The following is a 15,267-nucleotide window of genomic DNA, read 5'->3' on the forward strand; positions in this document are numbered from 1 at the left end:
GGGAGCCGCTTACTCGGGCTGGGCCTGATAACCCATGCGCCAGCTCACGGCGGCGCTGGCCGCCAGCAGGCGCTGGGCCGCCGGCCCATGTTCATCGGCGTGAAACAGCGAAGTCGGTCCCACCACGGTCAGCACGGCGGCGATCTTGCCGGTGGCATCGAATACCGGGGCCGACAGCGCATCGACCCCGGGCATGAGCAGGCCGTGGACATGGTGCAGGCCGCGCTGGCGAATCTGCTGTGCCAATGCATCGTGAACCTGGGGATCGGCCAGTGCATGGGGCCCGCCGCTGGCCAGTTCCTGCTGACGCAGATCGAGGGTTTCCCGTTGTGGCAGGTAGGCGTTGAACACCAGGCCGGTGGATGAACTGAGCAGCGGCAGCACTGAACCCAGTTGAGTGACCACGGTCACTGCCCGTACTGCCGGTTCGATGTGCACCACGGTCGCACCCTGATTGCCCCACACCGCGAGGAAACAGGTTTCGTTCAGTTCATCGCGCAGTTCCGCCAGGGGCAGGGCGCCGACCTTCAGCACATCCATGCTGCCCAGCGCCGCTAGGCCGACCCGCAGGGCCTCGCGACCCAGGCCGTAATGATTGGTGGCGGTGTTCTGCTCGGCAAAACCGCTGGCGATCAACGCCTGCAGATAACGGTGGACCTTGCTCGCCGGCATCTGCACATGTTCGGCCAGGCGCGAAAGAGAAGTGGCCGGTGACAGTTCTGCCAGGGCCTTGAGGATGTCGGTGCCGACTTCGGCCGAGCGGACTTTCTGTTTACCGGTGCTGTCGCTGGTGCTGCGCGGCTTTTCCATGGAGGTGTCGGGGTCCCGTGACAAGTGGCGGTCTTTATAGCTTGACGCTCATAGGCAATCAAATTACGTTATGCGTAATTGGATTACGATAAAAACAACCCAGGCGTGCCGATAACTCTTGCGAAGGAGTGGTGGGCCCCTGCCTATTCCAACTTCCAGGAGGCTCCATGAACCTCGATTCTTCGGCGTCGGCCCTCAGCTACCAATCGGGCTTCGGCAATGAATTCGCCAGCGAGGCCCTGCCGGGCGCACTGCCCGTTGGCCAGAACTCCCCGCAAAAAGCCCCTTACGGCCTGTACGCCGAACTGTTTTCCGGCACCGCCTTCACCATGACCCGCAGCGAAGCCCGACGCACCTGGATGTACCGCATCCAGCCTTCGGCCAAGCACCCGGCTTTCGCCAAGCTGGCGCGGCAACTGGCAGGCGGCCCGCTGGGTGAGGTCACGCCGAACCGCCTGCGCTGGAGCCCCCTGCAGATTCCAGGCGAGCCCACCGACTTCATCGACGGCCTGGTGGCCATGGTGGCCAACTCGGCGGCGCAGCATCCGGCCGGTATCAGCGTCTATCACTATCGCGCCAACCGCTCGATGGAACGGGTGTTCTTCAACGCCGATGGCGAACTGCTGCTGGTGCCGGAACTGGGCCGCCTGCGCATCGTCACCGAGTTGGGCGTGCTGCAGTTGGAACCGCTGGAAATCGCCGTGCTGCCTCGCGGCCTGAAATTCCGCATCGAGCTGCTGGATCCGCAAGCCCGTGGCTACGTCGCCGAGAACCATGGCGCGCCACTGCGCCTGCCGGACCTCGGGCCCATTGGCAGCAACGGCCTGGCCAACCCCCGCGACTTCCTGACGCCAGTGGCTCATTACGAAGACCTGCGCCAGCCCACTACGCTGGTCCAGAAGTACCTGGGCGAGCTCTGGGGCTGCGAGCTTGACCACTCGCCGCTGAACGTCGTCGCCTGGCACGGCAACAACGTGCCGTACAAATACGACCTGCGTCGTTTCAACACCATCGGCACGGTCAGCTTCGACCACCCGGACCCGTCGATCTTCACCGTATTGACCTCGCCCACCAGCGTACCGGGCCTGGCCAACCTGGATTTCGTGATCTTCCCGCCGCGCTGGATGGTGGCCGAGAACACCTTCCGTCCACCATGGTTCCACCGCAACCTGATGAACGAGTTCATGGGCCTGATCCAGGGGGCCTACGATGCCAAGGCCGAAGGCTTCCTGCCTGGCGGCGCGTCGCTGCACAGCTGCATGAGCGCCCACGGTCCAGACGGCGAAACCTGCACCAAGGCGATCAACGTCGAGCTGCAGCCGGCCAAGATCGACAACACCATGGCCTTCATGTTCGAAACCAGCCAGGTGCTGCGCCCGAGCCAGTTCGCCCTGGAATGCCCGGAACTGCAGAACGACTACGATGCTTGCTGGGCCTCGCTGCCCGTCACCTTCAACCCGAATCGGAGATAACCCATGACCTTGCCCACCATCACCCGTAGCTGGGTCGAGTCCGCCAACGGTCACCCCGACTTCCCGTTGCAGAACCTGCCGCTGGGCGTCTTCAGCACCCAGGGCTCGGCGCCCCGCTGCGGTGTGGCCATCGGCGAACAGATTTTCGACCTGGAAGCGGCGCTGGATGCCGGGCTGTTCGAGGGCCCGGCCAAGGCCGCGGCGCAAGCCACCCGCGGTGGCCAGTTGAACGCGTTCTTCGAACTCGGCCGCCCGGCTCGCGTAGCTCTGCGTGAACGCCTGCTGGAACTGCTGGGCGAAGGCAGCAGCCTGCGCGCCAAGGTTGAAGCCCTGGGCGCGAAGCTGCTGCCGTTGGCGGCCGATTGCCAGATGCACCTGCCGGCCAAGATCAGCGACTACACCGACTTCTATGTGGGCATCGAGCATGCGCAGAACGTCGGCAAGCTGTTCCGCCCGGACAACCCCCTGCTGCCCAACTACAAGTACGTGCCCATCGGTTATCACGGCCGGGCCTCGACCATTCGGGTTTCCGGTGCCGACGTGCGTCGGCCCAAGGGCCAGACCCTGCCGGCCGGGCAGACCGAGCCGAGCTTCGGCCCCTGTGCCCGCCTGGACTACGAGCTGGAGCTGGGGATCTGGATCGGCCAGGGCAACCAGATGGGCGAACCGATCGCGATTGGCGATGCCGCCGAGCACATCGCCGGTTTCTGCCTGCTCAACGACTGGTCGGCGCGGGATATCCAGGCCTGGGAATACCAGCCGCTGGGCCCGTTCCTGTCGAAAAGCTTCATCACCAGCATTTCGCCCTGGGTGGTGACCGCCGAAGCCCTGGAGCCGTTCCGCCAGGCCCAGGCGCCGCGTCCGGAAGGCGACCCGCAACCGCTGCCATACCTGCTGGACAAGCGCGATCAGGCTGCTGGCGGCTTCGATATCGAACTGGAAGTGCTGCTGATCACCCAGGCCATGCGCGAGCAAGGCTTGCCGGCCCACCGCCTGACCCTGAGCAACACCCAGTACATGTACTGGACCGTGGCGCAAATGGTCGCGCACCACAGCGTCAACGGCTGCCAGTTGCAGGCAGGCGACCTGTTCGGTTCGGGCACCTTGTCCGGTCCGCAGAGCGGTCAGTTCGGCAGCCTGCTGGAGATCACCGAAGGCGGCAAGAAACCCATCGAGTTGGCCTCCGGCGAGGTGCGCAAGTTCCTCGAAGACGGCGATGAAATCATCCTGCGCGGGCGCTGCCGCCGCGAGGGCTTCGCCTCCATCGGCTTCGGCGAATGCCGGGGCACGGTCCAACCGGCGCGCTAAGGGAGAGCCCCATGCAGCTCTATACCTACTACCGTTCCACCGCGTCCTACCGGGTGCGCATTGCCCTGGCCCTCAAGGGCCTGGAGTTCCAGGCGATTCCAGTCAACCTGCTGGTGCCCAAGGGCGGCGCCAACCGCCAGCCGGAGTACCTGGAGATCAACCCCCAGGGCCGGGTGCCGGCCCTGCGCACCGACGACGGCGACCTGCTGATCCAGTCCCTGGCGATCATCGAGTACCTGGAAGAGCGTTATCCACAGGTGCCGCTGCTGTCTGAGGACCTGGCCAGTCGTGCCCGGGAACGGGCGGTGGCGGCGATCATCGGTTGCGACGTCCATCCGCTGCACAACTCCAGCACCCTCAACCTGCTGCGCGAATGGGGGCATGAGGAAGAGCAGTTGCTGGTGTGGATCGACCACTGGATCAGCCAGGGCCTGGCGGCTCTGGAACAGCTGATCGGCGATCAGGGCTTCTGCTTTGGCGAGCAGCCGGGGCTGGCCGATGTGTTCCTGATTCCCCAGCTGTACGCGGCGGAGCGTTTCAAGGTGTCCCTGGAGAACTACCCGCGGATTCTCCGGGTCGCGGCCCTGGCTGCCGAACACCCGGCGTTCCAGGCCGCGCACCCGGCCAACCAGCCGGACACCCCGGCCTGAGCCTGCGCGCGGCCCCGGCATTCGGGGCCGCGCGGCATCTGCATCACCCAGGCCCCGCAATGGGGCCTGGGCGGTCACCACCGGTGACCTGCGCAACACCGCAGTCCATAACCATAAAAAACCGAACAGGTACCTTGCGATGCAAAATCAGATTGCCAGCTTTCGTGCTGCACTCGACGCCCGCCCGGTGTCCCGCTACCAGTGGTTGCTCTTGTTGCTGCTCGCCTTGCTGTTGGTCACCGACGGCTATGATGCCCAGGTCCTGGGGTATGTGGTGCCGGCTCTGGCCCAGGACTGGGGCCTGGAAAAGGCCGCCTTCGGTCCGGTATTCAGCGCCAACCTGCTGGGCCTGACCCTGGGCTCCCTGGCGGTGACTCCCCTGGCGGACCGTTTTGGCGTGCGCCGCATCCTGCTCTGTTGCGTGCTGATCTACGCCAGCCTGACGGTGCTGATGGTGTTCACCCGTTCCCTGGAAAGCCTGATGGCGGCGCGTTTTATCTGCGGCATCGGCATGGGCGGGGCGATGCCCAGCGCCATGGCGCTGATGTCGGAATATTCACCGCCACGCCTGCGCACCCTGATGGTCACCCTGGCGGCTTGCGGTTTCTCCTTTGGCGGTGCTGCCGGTGGTTTTGTGGCCGCCGGCTTTATCGAGCGCTTCGGTTGGCAGGCGGTGTTCCTCGCCGGTGGCATCACGCCTTTGCTGTTGTTTCCTTTCCTGCTCTGGCGCTTGCCCGAATCGCTGCCGCGCCTGCTGCGGGATGCGCCGCCCTATGCGCGCCTGCGCAAGCTCACCGCGCAAATGCTTCCGGGCTGGCAGCCGCCGGCTGCCGAGCTGGGCCGCGACGAAGCGCAGGCGGACAGCCAGCTCACGGTGCTGGAACTGTTTCGCCACGGCTATGCGCGGCCGACCCTGCTGATCTGGTCGACCTTTTTCGTCAGCCTGATCCTGCTGTATTTCATGATCAGCTGGCTGCCGACGCTGCTGCTGGAGAGTGGCCTGGCCCTGAAGCAGGCCAACCTGGTGACCTCGATGTTCCTCTTCGCAGGCACCCTCGGCGCGATCTGCATGGCCTGGGTCGCCGACCGCCTGAAACGCAAGGTGCGCCTGCTGGCGGCGGTGCTCGCGGCGGCTGCGCTGTGCACCGTGCTGTTGGGGCTGAACCATGACAATCCGCGCTACCTGGTGCTGTTTGTGTTTGCCGCGGGCTTTTGCATCATCGGCGGCCAGCTGACCCTGAACGCCTTTGCCAGCAACTTCTACCCGGCCCAGGTGCGCGCTACCGGCACCGGCTGGGCCTTGGGCGTCGGGCGTTTCGGGTCGATCCTCGGCCCGCTGTTCGGCAGCATGCTGCTGGTGATGCAGGTTCCGGTGCAGCAGATTTTCTTCTTCTGTGGGATTCCGGCGCTGCTCGCGGCGCTGCTGATCATGCAGGTGCGTTCGCCGCAGGCGCCGGACTCTGGCGAAGCGGGGCCGGCCGCGCCACGCTCTGCGCCACTCAAGTCCTGAAGCCGCTCAGCGTGCCAGATGCTTGATCATCGGCACGCACGCCAGGGTCAGGCCCCGGGGCGATTGGTACTGGGCGATGCGTTCGCCGACGAAACCGCAGCGGCGATAGAAGTCGGCGGCGTTGAGGGTCGAGTCCAGGATCAGGTGCGACAGGCCGGCTTGCAGTGCCTGTTGTTCGAGGTAGTCCATCATCTGGCGGCCGATTCCGCGGCCCATGTAGGCAGGGTCGACGAACACCGCATCGACCTGCCCGGTCTCCAGGTCGAGCAGGCCGCTGGCACTCACCTGGTTGTCGATGACCGCGACATGGCCGGTGTTCGCCACCACCTCGATGAAGTAGTCCGACAGTTCGCCACGGGTCCAGACCGCCAGGTCCGCTTCGGGATAGTGGCCGACGCACTGGTGGTTGATGGCCTGATTGCGAATGTCGAAGACCCGCTGCGCGTCGCCGCTGTGAGCTTTTCTGATGAGCATGCTGATTCCGTTCCTTGGTGTGAGCCGCCCATCCTGCCAGAGAGCGGTCCGGGACACGATCAGTGGACCACGGTATTGGGCGGCAGGTGCCCCAGGCGTTCGGTCAGGCGCAGGCGCTGGATCGGGTCATCGCTGAGCAGCAGGGCGTGTTCCAGGTCGAAGCGTTCGGCATTCGGGCATTCCAGGCGCTGGTAGAGGCTGGCCCGGGCCAGGTAGTCGGCGGCGCTGCCATTGCCCAGCTCCAGCACGCGCTCGGCGTTGATCAGGGCTCCCAGGTGGTCGTCGTAGGACAGGTGCAACTGGCGCAGGTTGCGCGATAGGCGCTGGAACATCTGCGTGGGCTCGGCGCTGACCAGGTGTTCGGCACTGAGCTTGATGTGGGCACCGTACTGGCGTTGCAGCAGTTCCCGGCAGTCGGCGGGGTACAAGCGGCGTCCGCCGCAAGGGTCCAGCAGATGGTCGGCGCCGGGTACCCGCAGCAGGAAGTGTCCGGGGAAGTTCACCCCTACCATGGGAATCTGCAGGCGCTGCGCCAGCTCCAGGGCGATCAGCGCCAGGGCCAGGGGCTGCCCGCGGCGCGACTCCAGAACCTTGTCCATCAGCGCCGCCTGGGGCCGCAGGGGCAGATGTTCGTCCTGCTGGAAGCCCAGGTCGTTCATCCGGCGCAACAGCGGCTGGCCCAGTTCGTTCGCGGGCAGCGGAGGCAGGCTATGGCCGATCTGCAACTGGATCTCCTTGAAGGCTTCCAGCTGGCGTTCGGGGACCAGCTGCGGTGCATGTTCGGCGGCAATCCACAGCGCCGCTTCCAGCAGAGCGGGCGGCGAGCGATGCAGGCAGGCGAAAAAAGCTTGGCGCGGGTTCATCACGATCTCCGACGGATGCCCCGTTTTAGCCTCGTGACGAAGCTTCGTCCAGTGTTGAAATGCGTGGTAGCAGGTTATTTCCCAAAGCCTGCTAATCCCTCGGGCTTATTCCTGCGTGGCGCAGCAAATTCCAGGCGCAAGCCTATACTGGCGACTAAAAGAAGTGATTCGGGAGCCCGTCGATGTTTGCTCTCATGCACAGCACCCGCCTTGAATCGCTGCACCTCAGCGTCGACCCCAGCACCGGGTTGAAGGCAGTGATCGCCATCCACGACAGCCGCCTGGGGCCCGCCCTCGGCGGTTGTCGTTATCTCGCCTATCCCGACGACATCAGTGCCGTGGCGGATGCCGCGCGCCTGGCCCAGGGCATGAGCTACAAGGCCGCGCTGGCTGGCCTGCCCCAGGGCGGCGGCACCGCGGTGATCATCCGTCCGGCCCATGTGGAAAGCCGCGCCGCGCTGTTCGAAGCATTCGGCCGTTGCGTCGAGCAACTGGACGGGCGCTACATCACCGCCATCGACAGCGGCACATCGGTGGCCGACATGGACTGCATCGCCCAGCAGACCCGCTACGTCACCAGTACCACCGCCGCGGGGGACCCGGCTCCACATGCGGCCATGGGGGTTTTTGCCGGCATCCGCAGCACCGCCATGGCGCGCCTGGGCAGTGACAATCTGGAGGGCTTGCGGGTCGCGATCCAGGGCCTGGGCAATGTCGGATATGCCCTGGCCGAACAGTTGCACGCCGCCGGTGCCGAATTGCTGGTCAGCGATATCGATGCCGGCAAGGTGCAACTGGCCATGGAGCAACTGGGCGCGCATCCGATCGCCAACGATTCACTGCTCAGCACCCCCTGCGACATCCTTGCCCCTTGCGGCCTGGGGGCGGTGCTCAACAGCCTCAGCGTGGCGCAATTGCGCTGCTCGGCAGTGGCCGGTTCGGCCAACAATCAACTGACCAACCTGCAGGTCGCCGATCAACTGGAACGGCGCGGGATTCTCTATGCGCCAGACTACGTGATCAATTCCGGCGGCCTGATCTATGTGTCGCTCAAGCATCAGCACGTCGAGCTGCCGGTGATCACCGCGCACCTGTCGAAGATCAGCCAGCGGCTGACGGAAATCTTCGCCCACGCCCAGGCGGAAAAACGCTCTCCGGCGCGAGTGGCCGATGAACTGGCGGAACGGGTGCTGTACCGCTAGGCATGCACGCCTTAACCCTTGGCCAGGCTCTGTGTACCATCCGGCAGCGAAGTGCCCACTGACAAGGAATCTATTGACGATGCGTGAAGCGCTGGAGACCGGGCTGGACGAGCAGTTGTCCTGCCTGTTGCGGGCGGGGGCGGACATTCAGGCGGTTCGCGATGTTCTTGTGGCGTACCGGGACAAGGGCTTTTGCGCAGAGGCCGTGTACAACCATCTGGCGTCACTCCGGCCTGGCGCATCAGAAGGGTTGGAAGAACGAATTCTGGAAGCCATGGATATCGCATCAGACTTTTGTTCCGCAGGCTCCAGGGTCTGGGACGTCGCGCAATGACAGCGCCAGATCCAGCCCCACCACTGACGGGCTACTCCATCAGGCAACTGCAGTTGTACGCTGCGGCATGCCTGGCGGTTTATTGCGAACGAAAAGGCATTGCTCACCCCTCCATCGATGACTTGATAAAGCACCTTGAGGGCTACCCGCCAAAGGGTGATCTAACTGCGTGGGAGAGCGCCGGGGCGCGGCTGGCACTCAATGGTCGCGGAGATGATTGGCCCCAGGAACTTGTCGCCTTGATAGCGCCTGAAGAGGTTGAGGCGTTCTCCTGCATCGTTGACAGCGCAGTTGAGGTAGGAATGGTTGACCTGTATGGCGACTCAACTGATATGCCCCTGACCTTCATGCGCAAGATCACTTCCCTGCTGCGTCGCAACGCTATCGAATTGCCTGATCCGCCAGGGGCGACAGCGCTTCAACCGGCCACCGCACAAGTGCCAGTCTTGCCTTCGCAGGCATGAAAAAAGCCCTGTGCCACGGGGCACAGGGCTTATTCAATTCGCGTGAAGCCTATTTCGCGGCCTTGGCCGCTTTCGCCGGTTTGGATGGCGCCTCGGCTTCGGCAGGTTGCTGCACTTCAGCGGTTTCAACTGTTTCCACTGCGGGCGCGGGGGCGCTGAGCAACTCGGACAAGGCGTCCGGCTGGCTCTTGAACGCCTTGGCGAACACATCGCGGTTCTTCGCCATGTAGATCCCGGCTTCTTCCACCTGCTGCTCGCTCAACGACGGCACGGCTTTTTGCAACACTTCAGCCAGCAATTCAGCCAGTTCGAGCATTTTGTCATGACGGTCAGCTTCGGCTTTATCCATGAACAAGCGCTCCAGATCTCGGCTGCTGCGGTATACCACTTCGACGGCCATTCACCACCTCACATGCCTTCACGATAATGGGTCTGTACAAGTACTGTATCTATATACAGGTCGAGAGGATAGGCGAATCCTTTTCCCTTGGATAGTGGCTTTTTAATGTAGACGGAAATTTTTTTCCGGGGTCGATTGTTATCGGGCCGTGCCTCGTTGCGGGCGGCCACCATCTCATTGACGGCTCCTGGCCTTTTTTCTGCATGCAGAACAACCGTCACGTCCAATCCGCATCATCCGGTCGAACCGACCTAAGGAAGTACCATCGTGAAAATCAATTGGGCCGAGAACCTGCGGCAGAACGTCCATCAGTTGGCCGAATCCCTGGGCAACCTGTTCGTCGAGACATTCCATTACCTGGCGCTGTTCGCCATCGGAGCGGTGACCGCCTGGGCGGCGGTGATGGAATTTTTGCAGATGATCGAGGCGGGGCACATCAAGATCGATGACATCCTGCTGTTGTTCATCTACCTGGAATTGGGGGCGATGGTCGGTATCTACTTCAAGACCAACCACATGCCGGTGCGCTTCCTGATCTACGTGGCGATCACCGCGTTGACCCGGCTGTTGATCTCCAACGTTTCCCACCACAACCCGCCGGATTTGGGGATCATCTACCTGTGCGGCGGCATCCTGCTACTGGCCTTCGCCATCCTGGTGGTGCGCTACGCCTCGTCGCAATTTCCCTCGGTGAAGATCGAGCACCCGCAACGCAAGCTCGGCGCCGGCTCCGGCGAGCACCCGGAAGTGGAGAAGGGCGAGCTTTAAATCCTCAGGGCCTGGGGCGCGGGCCTGTGGCCGGCGGGTGGCAACTGCGCCAGGTTGTCGCCGTTGGTCATGGCTTCGAGGATGGCCACGGCGCTGTGGCCCTGCTCGATGGCGATGCCGAACTGGATGCTTTGCACCAGGCGCTTGATTCGTTGCGGGTCATTGCGCTGGGCCGCGCTGATCATGCGTTTGGCCACCACCCGACCGGCCTGGGACAGAGTCAGCATGATGCTGCCGTCCAGGCCCTGGATGCTCAGGTTGACCTGATAGTCCGGGGTGAAGGTGTCGGTAATCAGTTGGAAGGGGTTGTCCATGATGCCTCACCGCTTGATTGGATCGTGCAGTCATTGACCGGCAGGGCGCGCAATAGGTTCGCGATTCCAGACCGCCGGCCGGTCGTTCGTCGAGGTTTGTCTACGTCCGTGTGGCTCAAGGACGAACGAAGCAAGGGGCATGCCGGGAACCGCGCGAGGCAATGATTGCGGGGATAAAAAAGCGGACCGCAGGGTCCGCTTTTTTCATTCCGGTCCGTTTCAGGGCAGGAACGAGTAAATGATCGCAGACAGTGCGATCAGGCCGATCAGCACCACGAACAGATTCGACAGCTGGCCTGAATACTGGCGCAGTGAAGGCACCCGCTGGATCGCGTACATCGGCATCAGGAACAGCAGGCAGGCGATCACCGGGCCGCCCAGTGTCTCGATCATGCCGAGGATGCTCGGGTTGAAAGTGGCCACGGCCCAGCAGGTGAGGACCATGAACAGCGCGGTAATCTTTTCCAGCTTGCCGGCCGAGAGGACACGGCCGCGGCTGCGCAGGCTTTTCACGATCAGCCCCTGGAAGCCCTCGCTGGCGCCGATGTAGTGGCCCAGGAACGACTTGGTAATGGCCACCAGCGCGATCAGCGGCGCGGCGTAGGCAATCACCGGTGTCTGGAAGTGGTTGGCCAGGTAGGACAGGATCGAGATGTTCTGTTGCTTGGCCGCCACCAGGTCCGCCGGCGACAGGGCCAGCACACAGCTGAAGCAGAAGAACATCACCGTCAGTACCATCATGCCGTGGGCCGTGGCCAGGATGCCGCTGCTCTTGCGCTCGGCCAGGGCACCGTACTGGCGCTTCTGATCCACCGCGAAGGCCGAGATGATCGGCGAGTGGTTGAAGGAAAACACCATCACCGGAATCGCCAGCCACAGGGTCTTGAAGAACAGCGGCAGGGCCATGCCTTCGCTGGCTGAGGCGAAGAACGCGCCGTTCCAGTTGGGGATCAGGCTCAGGGCCAGGAGCAGCAAGGCGGCGACGAACGGATAGACCAGCAGGCTCATGGCCCGCACGATCACGCCCTGGCCGCAGCGCACGATGGCCATCAGGCCAAGGATCAGCAGCAGCGACAGCAGCGCCCGAGGCGGTGGCGTCATGTGCAACTGGTGCTCCATGAAGCTGCCCAGGGTATTGGTCAGGGCCACGCTATACACCAGCAGGATCGGAAAGATGGCAAAGAAGTACAGCAGGGTGATCAGCTTGCCGGCGCCGATCCCGAAATGCTCCTCGACCACTTCGGTGATGTCCCCGGAGCGTCCGGAGAGGACGAAACGGGTCAGGCCGCGGTGGGCGAAGAAGGTCATGGGGAAGGCCAGCAGCGCCAGCACGATCAGCGGCCAGAAGCCACCGACCCCGGCGTTGATCGGCAGGAACAGGGTGCCGGCGCCGATGGCGGTGCCATACAGGCCGAGCATCCAGGTGGTGTCGTGCTTGCTCCAGCCCTGATGGGCCGTCGCGGTGTCGCGGGGTGTGGCTACAGCAGGGTGTTCGGCAGCAGGTGTGGGTACATCGGTCATCGGTATCGCCTCGTTATTATTTTTGCTCGGGCTCACGTTTTACGGACGGTCAGGCAAGGCTCCTCAGCATTCCACCCAGCTCACTGCCAGGCCGCCCCGTGAAGTTTCTTTGTATTTGTCGTGCATATCGGCGCCGGTATCGCGCATGGTGCGGATCACCCGGTCCAGGGAAATGAAATGCTGGCCGTCGCCGCGCAGGGCCATCTGGGTGGCGTTGATCGCCTTCACTGCGGCAATTGCGTTGCGCTCGATGCACGGCACTTGCACCAGGCCGCCCACCGGGTCGCAGGTCAGGCCGAGGTTGTGTTCCAGGCCGATCTCGGCGGCGTTCTCCAGTTGCTCGGGCGTGGCGCCGAGCACTTCCGCCAGACCGGCGGCGGCCATGGCGCAGGCTGAGCCCACTTCACCCTGGCAACCGACTTCGGCACCGGAGATGGAGGCGTTCTTCTTGCACAGGATGCCCACGGCCGCGGCGCCGAGGAAAAAGCTCACGACGTCGTCGTCACAGGCCTGGGGATTGAACTTCATGTAGTAGTGCAGCACTGCCGGGATGATCCCCGCCGCACCGTTGGTGGGGGCAGTGACCATGCGGCCGCCGGCGGCGTTTTCCTCGTTTACCGCCAGGGCGTAGAGGTTGACCCACTCCATGGCCGAGAGGGTCGAGGTGATGACATTCGGCTTGCCGATCTCCAGCAGGCTGCGGTGCAGCCTGGCGGCGCGCCGCGGCACGTCGAGGCCGCCGGGCAGGGTGCCTTCGTGGCGCAGGCCCTGTTCCACGCACTCGCGCATCACCGACCAGATATGCAGCAGGCCGCTGCGGATTTCGGCATCGCTGCGCCAGGCCCGTTCGTTGGCCAGCATCAGTTCGCCGACCCGCAGCTTGTGGGTCTTGCACAGGGCCAGCAGTTCGGCGGCGCTGTTGAAGTCGTAAGGCAACTGGACGCTGGCAGCGGCGTCGACACCGGCCTCGACCTGAGCGGCCTCGATGATGAAACCACCACCCACCGAGTAGTAGGTCTGCTCCAGCAGCATGCCCTGCTCGCCGCAGGCGCTCAGCGACATGGCGTTGGGATGGTAGGGCAGGCTTTCGTCCAGCAGCAGCAAATCCTGCTGCCAGTCAAAGGCAATGGGGGTGCGTCCGCCCAGCAGCAGTTGGCCGCTTTCGCGCAGTTGCTGGATGCAAGGGTCGATGCTGCTGGGGTCGATGCTGTCTGGCCATTGGCCCATCAGGCCCATGACGCTGGCGCGGTCGGTGGCATGGCCGACGCCGGTGGCCGACAGGGAGCCGTAGAGGCGGATTTGCACCCGCTGCACCTGCTGCTCCAGGCCCTGGTCGAACAGCGCCTGGGCGAAGGTGGCGGCGGCGCGCATCGGGCCTACGGTGTGGGAACTGGAGGGGCCGATACCGACTTTGAAAAGATCGAAAACACTGATAGCCATGCTAAAGCCTTACAAGCAATGGAAGGTGGATCGCTGCCATTTTTTGTAGGCCAAGCGCAATGTCGGCGATACTGCCCGGGTCGGTCGCGGCTGACCAACGAAAATTCCTAAGAGATCCTTTAGCAGGACTAAACGATGAGTCGTCAATTTCATGCCCAGACCTATGTCTGGCTGCATGTGTTTTCCTGTGCCGCGCGGCACCTGTCCTTTACCCGCTGTGCCGAAGAACTGCACATCACTCCCGGCGCGGTCAGCCAGCAGATCCGCCAGTTGGAAGAGCGCCTGGGGCTGCGCCTGTTTCATCGCCGGCCCCGGGGCGTCGAGCTGAGTGCCGAGGGCCAGCGGCTGGCGCTGACGGTGAGCGAGGCCTACGGCAGCATCGATGCGGAATTGCGGCGCCTGGACGCGGGAATGATCAGCGGCACCTTGCGCCTGCGGTCGATCCCTTCGTTTCTCGGCAAATGGCTGACTCCGCGCCTGCCGCGCCTGCAACAGCGTTATCCGGAGATCCAGCTGCGGCTGGTGGCCGAAGACAGCAGCGTGGCCCTGCACGAAGGCGACTTCGATCTGGCCATCGATCTCAACGACGGCAGTTATCCGGGCTTGCAGTCCACCGCGCTACTGGACGAGCAGATCTTTCCTGTGTGCGCGCCGGGCTTGCTGCGGGGCCGACCACCGCTGCATGGCCCGGCGGACCTGGCGCACTTTGCGCTGCTGCACGACATCACCGCCTGGCGTGGCAGCTACGAATACGCCGAATGGGAGTTCTACCTCGATGCCATCGGTTTCGAAGGCGCGGATGTGCGCCGTGGTCATACCTTCAATCGCAATCACCTGACCATCGAGGCGGCGATTGCCGGCATGGGCGTGGCGATTGCCCGACGCACCCTGCTCAACGACGAGCTGGAGCGCGGCACCCTGATCGTGCCTTTCGGCCTGGCGGTGCCCAATCACAAGCGCTATGTGCTGCTCTATGCGCCGGGCGCGCTGAGTCATCCGGGGGTTCGCGCGGTGCATGACTGGCTGGTGGAGGAGGCGGAGATTTTTCGTGGTCTGCACCCTCTGGGAGAGGGGCAATTGTGAGGGTTTGAGCGAGGAAGCCGAATCGAGCTAACTCCCGACATTAACAGCGCTTTTGCGGTTTGTCCGGGTTTATTTGCGTATGAATATTTATCTTTTTTTAGGGGTTGAAATGTTCCTCGCCGTGCCTAATTGTGTAACCAAGAGGTCACGAAACGCAGGTCCAAACGCCCTGCATTGACCCTCTTACGAGCAAGCTGAAATAAGGGAAGAACTATGCAAATCCAAGTCCATAGCGATAACCATATTCAAAGCAGCCTTCGGATGGAGGAGTGGGTGCGCAGCACCGTTGAAAGCACGCTCGAACGCTACGAAGAAGACCTGACCCGGGTAGTGGTCCACCTGCGGGACGAGAACGGCGGCAAGTCCGGTCCAGACGATATGCGCTGCCAGCTGGAAGCCCGTCCGAAAGGTCACCAACCGATTTCCGTGACCCACAAGGCCGATACTTTGGAACAGGCCATCGATGGCGCCACCGTCAAGCTGGAAAGCGCCCTGGAGCACATGTTCGGCAAACTGCGCGGCAAACGTGCGGCCGCCGTGCCCAGCAGCGATGGCAGCGAGGCCGATGCCCTGCTTGAAGAAGAATTCCTGGAAAACCAACAGGCCGCGCTCAATAGCTGACGGCCAAGCGTCCCCCCCAAAGAAGGGCCTGCA

At 63.5% G+C, this 15,267-nt stretch carries 16 protein-coding genes and 1 pseudogene; 10 read left to right on the plus strand and 7 right to left on the minus strand.

Annotated elements, in window-relative coordinates; translation table 11 throughout:
* Nucleotides 1-9: 9 nt before the first annotated feature.
* Nucleotides 10-810, minus strand: a complete 801-nt coding sequence (locus DNK59_RS04585; protein ID WP_092319708.1) for an IclR family transcriptional regulator — start codon at nucleotides 808-810, stop codon at nucleotides 10-12.
* A gap of 167 nt (nucleotides 811-977) precedes the next feature.
* Here DNK59_RS04585 and hmgA point away from each other — a divergent pair, with 167 nt between their 5' ends.
* The 4 genes from hmgA to DNK59_RS04605 all read left to right on the plus strand — a co-directional run bounded on the left by hmgA (nucleotide 978) and on the right by DNK59_RS04605 (nucleotide 5,750).
* The gene (gene hmgA, locus DNK59_RS04590) at nucleotides 978-2,282 is read left to right on the plus strand and encodes a homogentisate 1,2-dioxygenase (RefSeq protein ID WP_110722411.1); all 1,305 of its coding nucleotides are present in this window, start codon (nucleotides 978-980) and stop codon (nucleotides 2,280-2,282) included.
* A 3-nt stretch (nucleotides 2,283-2,285) separates the two neighbouring features.
* A complete protein-coding gene (fahA, locus tag DNK59_RS04595) occupies nucleotides 2,286-3,590 on the plus strand; it encodes a fumarylacetoacetase (RefSeq protein ID WP_110722412.1) in 1,305 nt (434 codons plus the stop codon).
* Between the two features lie 11 nt (nucleotides 3,591-3,601).
* Nucleotides 3,602-4,240 carry a maleylacetoacetate isomerase gene (gene maiA / locus DNK59_RS04600; protein ID WP_092319715.1) on the plus strand — a complete coding sequence of 213 codons (639 nt, stop codon included), beginning with the start codon at nucleotides 3,602-3,604 and terminating at the stop codon, nucleotides 4,238-4,240.
* A gap of 139 nt (nucleotides 4,241-4,379) precedes the next feature.
* Nucleotides 4,380-5,750 carry an aromatic acid/H+ symport family MFS transporter gene (locus DNK59_RS04605; RefSeq protein WP_110722413.1) on the plus strand — a complete coding sequence of 457 codons (1,371 nt, stop codon included), beginning with the start codon at nucleotides 4,380-4,382 and terminating at the stop codon, nucleotides 5,748-5,750.
* Between the two features lie 6 nt (nucleotides 5,751-5,756).
* Here DNK59_RS04605 and DNK59_RS04610 read toward each other — a convergent pair whose 3' ends face one another.
* Both DNK59_RS04610 and DNK59_RS04615 read right to left on the minus strand, forming a co-directional pair.
* Nucleotides 5,757-6,224: a GNAT family N-acetyltransferase gene (locus DNK59_RS04610; protein ID WP_110722414.1), complete on the minus strand. Its 468-nt coding sequence runs from the start codon at nucleotides 6,222-6,224 to the stop codon at nucleotides 5,757-5,759.
* Between the two features lie 59 nt (nucleotides 6,225-6,283).
* Nucleotides 6,284-7,087: a SirB1 family protein gene (locus tag DNK59_RS04615; RefSeq protein ID WP_092319721.1), complete on the minus strand. Its 804-nt coding sequence runs from the start codon at nucleotides 7,085-7,087 to the stop codon at nucleotides 6,284-6,286.
* 182 nt (nucleotides 7,088-7,269) lie between these two features.
* Here DNK59_RS04615 and DNK59_RS04620 point away from each other — a divergent pair, with 182 nt between their 5' ends.
* The 3 genes from DNK59_RS04620 (at nucleotide 7,270) to DNK59_RS04630 (ending at nucleotide 9,087) form a co-directional block, all read left to right on the plus strand.
* Nucleotides 7,270-8,289, plus strand: a complete 1,020-nt coding sequence (locus tag DNK59_RS04620; RefSeq protein WP_110722415.1) for a Glu/Leu/Phe/Val dehydrogenase dimerization domain-containing protein — start codon at nucleotides 7,270-7,272, stop codon at nucleotides 8,287-8,289.
* 79 nt (nucleotides 8,290-8,368) lie between these two features.
* On the plus strand, nucleotides 8,369-8,623 hold the full coding sequence (locus DNK59_RS04625; RefSeq protein WP_110722416.1) for a hypothetical protein: 255 nt from the start codon (nucleotides 8,369-8,371) through the stop codon (nucleotides 8,621-8,623).
* The gene (locus DNK59_RS04630; protein WP_110722417.1) at nucleotides 8,620-9,087 is read left to right on the plus strand and encodes a hypothetical protein; all 468 of its coding nucleotides are present in this window, start codon (nucleotides 8,620-8,622) and stop codon (nucleotides 9,085-9,087) included. Before DNK59_RS04625 ends, DNK59_RS04630 begins: the two co-directional genes overlap by 4 nt.
* A gap of 145 nt (nucleotides 9,088-9,232) precedes the next feature.
* Here the strand turns inward: DNK59_RS04630 and DNK59_RS04635 are convergent.
* Nucleotides 9,233-9,487: pseudogene (locus tag DNK59_RS04635) on the minus strand (YebG family protein); the annotation flags it as partial.
* A gap of 267 nt (nucleotides 9,488-9,754) precedes the next feature.
* Between DNK59_RS04635 and DNK59_RS04640 the strand changes: the two are divergent.
* Nucleotides 9,755-10,255: a phosphate-starvation-inducible protein PsiE gene (locus tag DNK59_RS04640; RefSeq protein ID WP_016968029.1), complete on the plus strand. Its 501-nt coding sequence runs from the start codon at nucleotides 9,755-9,757 to the stop codon at nucleotides 10,253-10,255.
* Here DNK59_RS04640 and DNK59_RS04645 read toward each other — a convergent pair.
* The 3 genes from DNK59_RS04645 to DNK59_RS04655 form a co-directional block, all read right to left on the minus strand.
* The gene (locus DNK59_RS04645; protein WP_092319729.1) at nucleotides 10,252-10,569 is read right to left on the minus strand and encodes a DUF3509 domain-containing protein; all 318 of its coding nucleotides are present in this window, start codon (nucleotides 10,567-10,569) and stop codon (nucleotides 10,252-10,254) included. The genes DNK59_RS04640 and DNK59_RS04645 overlap by 4 nt on opposite strands.
* A 219-nt stretch (nucleotides 10,570-10,788) precedes the next feature.
* The gene (locus DNK59_RS04650) at nucleotides 10,789-12,090 is read right to left on the minus strand and encodes a serine/threonine transporter (RefSeq protein ID WP_110722418.1); all 1,302 of its coding nucleotides are present in this window, start codon (nucleotides 12,088-12,090) and stop codon (nucleotides 10,789-10,791) included.
* A gap of 63 nt (nucleotides 12,091-12,153) precedes the next feature.
* Nucleotides 12,154-13,530 (minus strand): L-serine ammonia-lyase, encoded by a 1,377-nt coding sequence (locus tag DNK59_RS04655; RefSeq protein WP_092319733.1) that lies wholly within the window; start codon nucleotides 13,528-13,530, stop codon nucleotides 12,154-12,156.
* A 135-nt stretch (nucleotides 13,531-13,665) separates the two neighbouring features.
* Between DNK59_RS04655 and DNK59_RS04660 the strand changes: the two genes are divergently transcribed.
* Together DNK59_RS04660 and DNK59_RS04665 are read left to right on the plus strand one after the other, a co-directional pair.
* Nucleotides 13,666-14,613 (plus strand): LysR substrate-binding domain-containing protein, encoded by a 948-nt coding sequence (locus DNK59_RS04660; RefSeq protein ID WP_092319735.1) that lies wholly within the window; start codon nucleotides 13,666-13,668, stop codon nucleotides 14,611-14,613.
* A gap of 213 nt (nucleotides 14,614-14,826) precedes the next feature.
* Entirely contained in the window at nucleotides 14,827-15,234 is a 408-nt protein-coding gene (locus DNK59_RS04665; RefSeq protein ID WP_016962913.1) for an HPF/RaiA family ribosome-associated protein, read from the plus strand.
* Nucleotides 15,235-15,267 lie beyond the last annotated feature (33 nt).

This window comes from Pseudomonas sp. TKO26 (genome assembly GCF_003225665.1).
Classification (GTDB): domain Bacteria; phylum Pseudomonadota; class Gammaproteobacteria; order Pseudomonadales; family Pseudomonadaceae; genus Aquipseudomonas; species Aquipseudomonas saponiphila.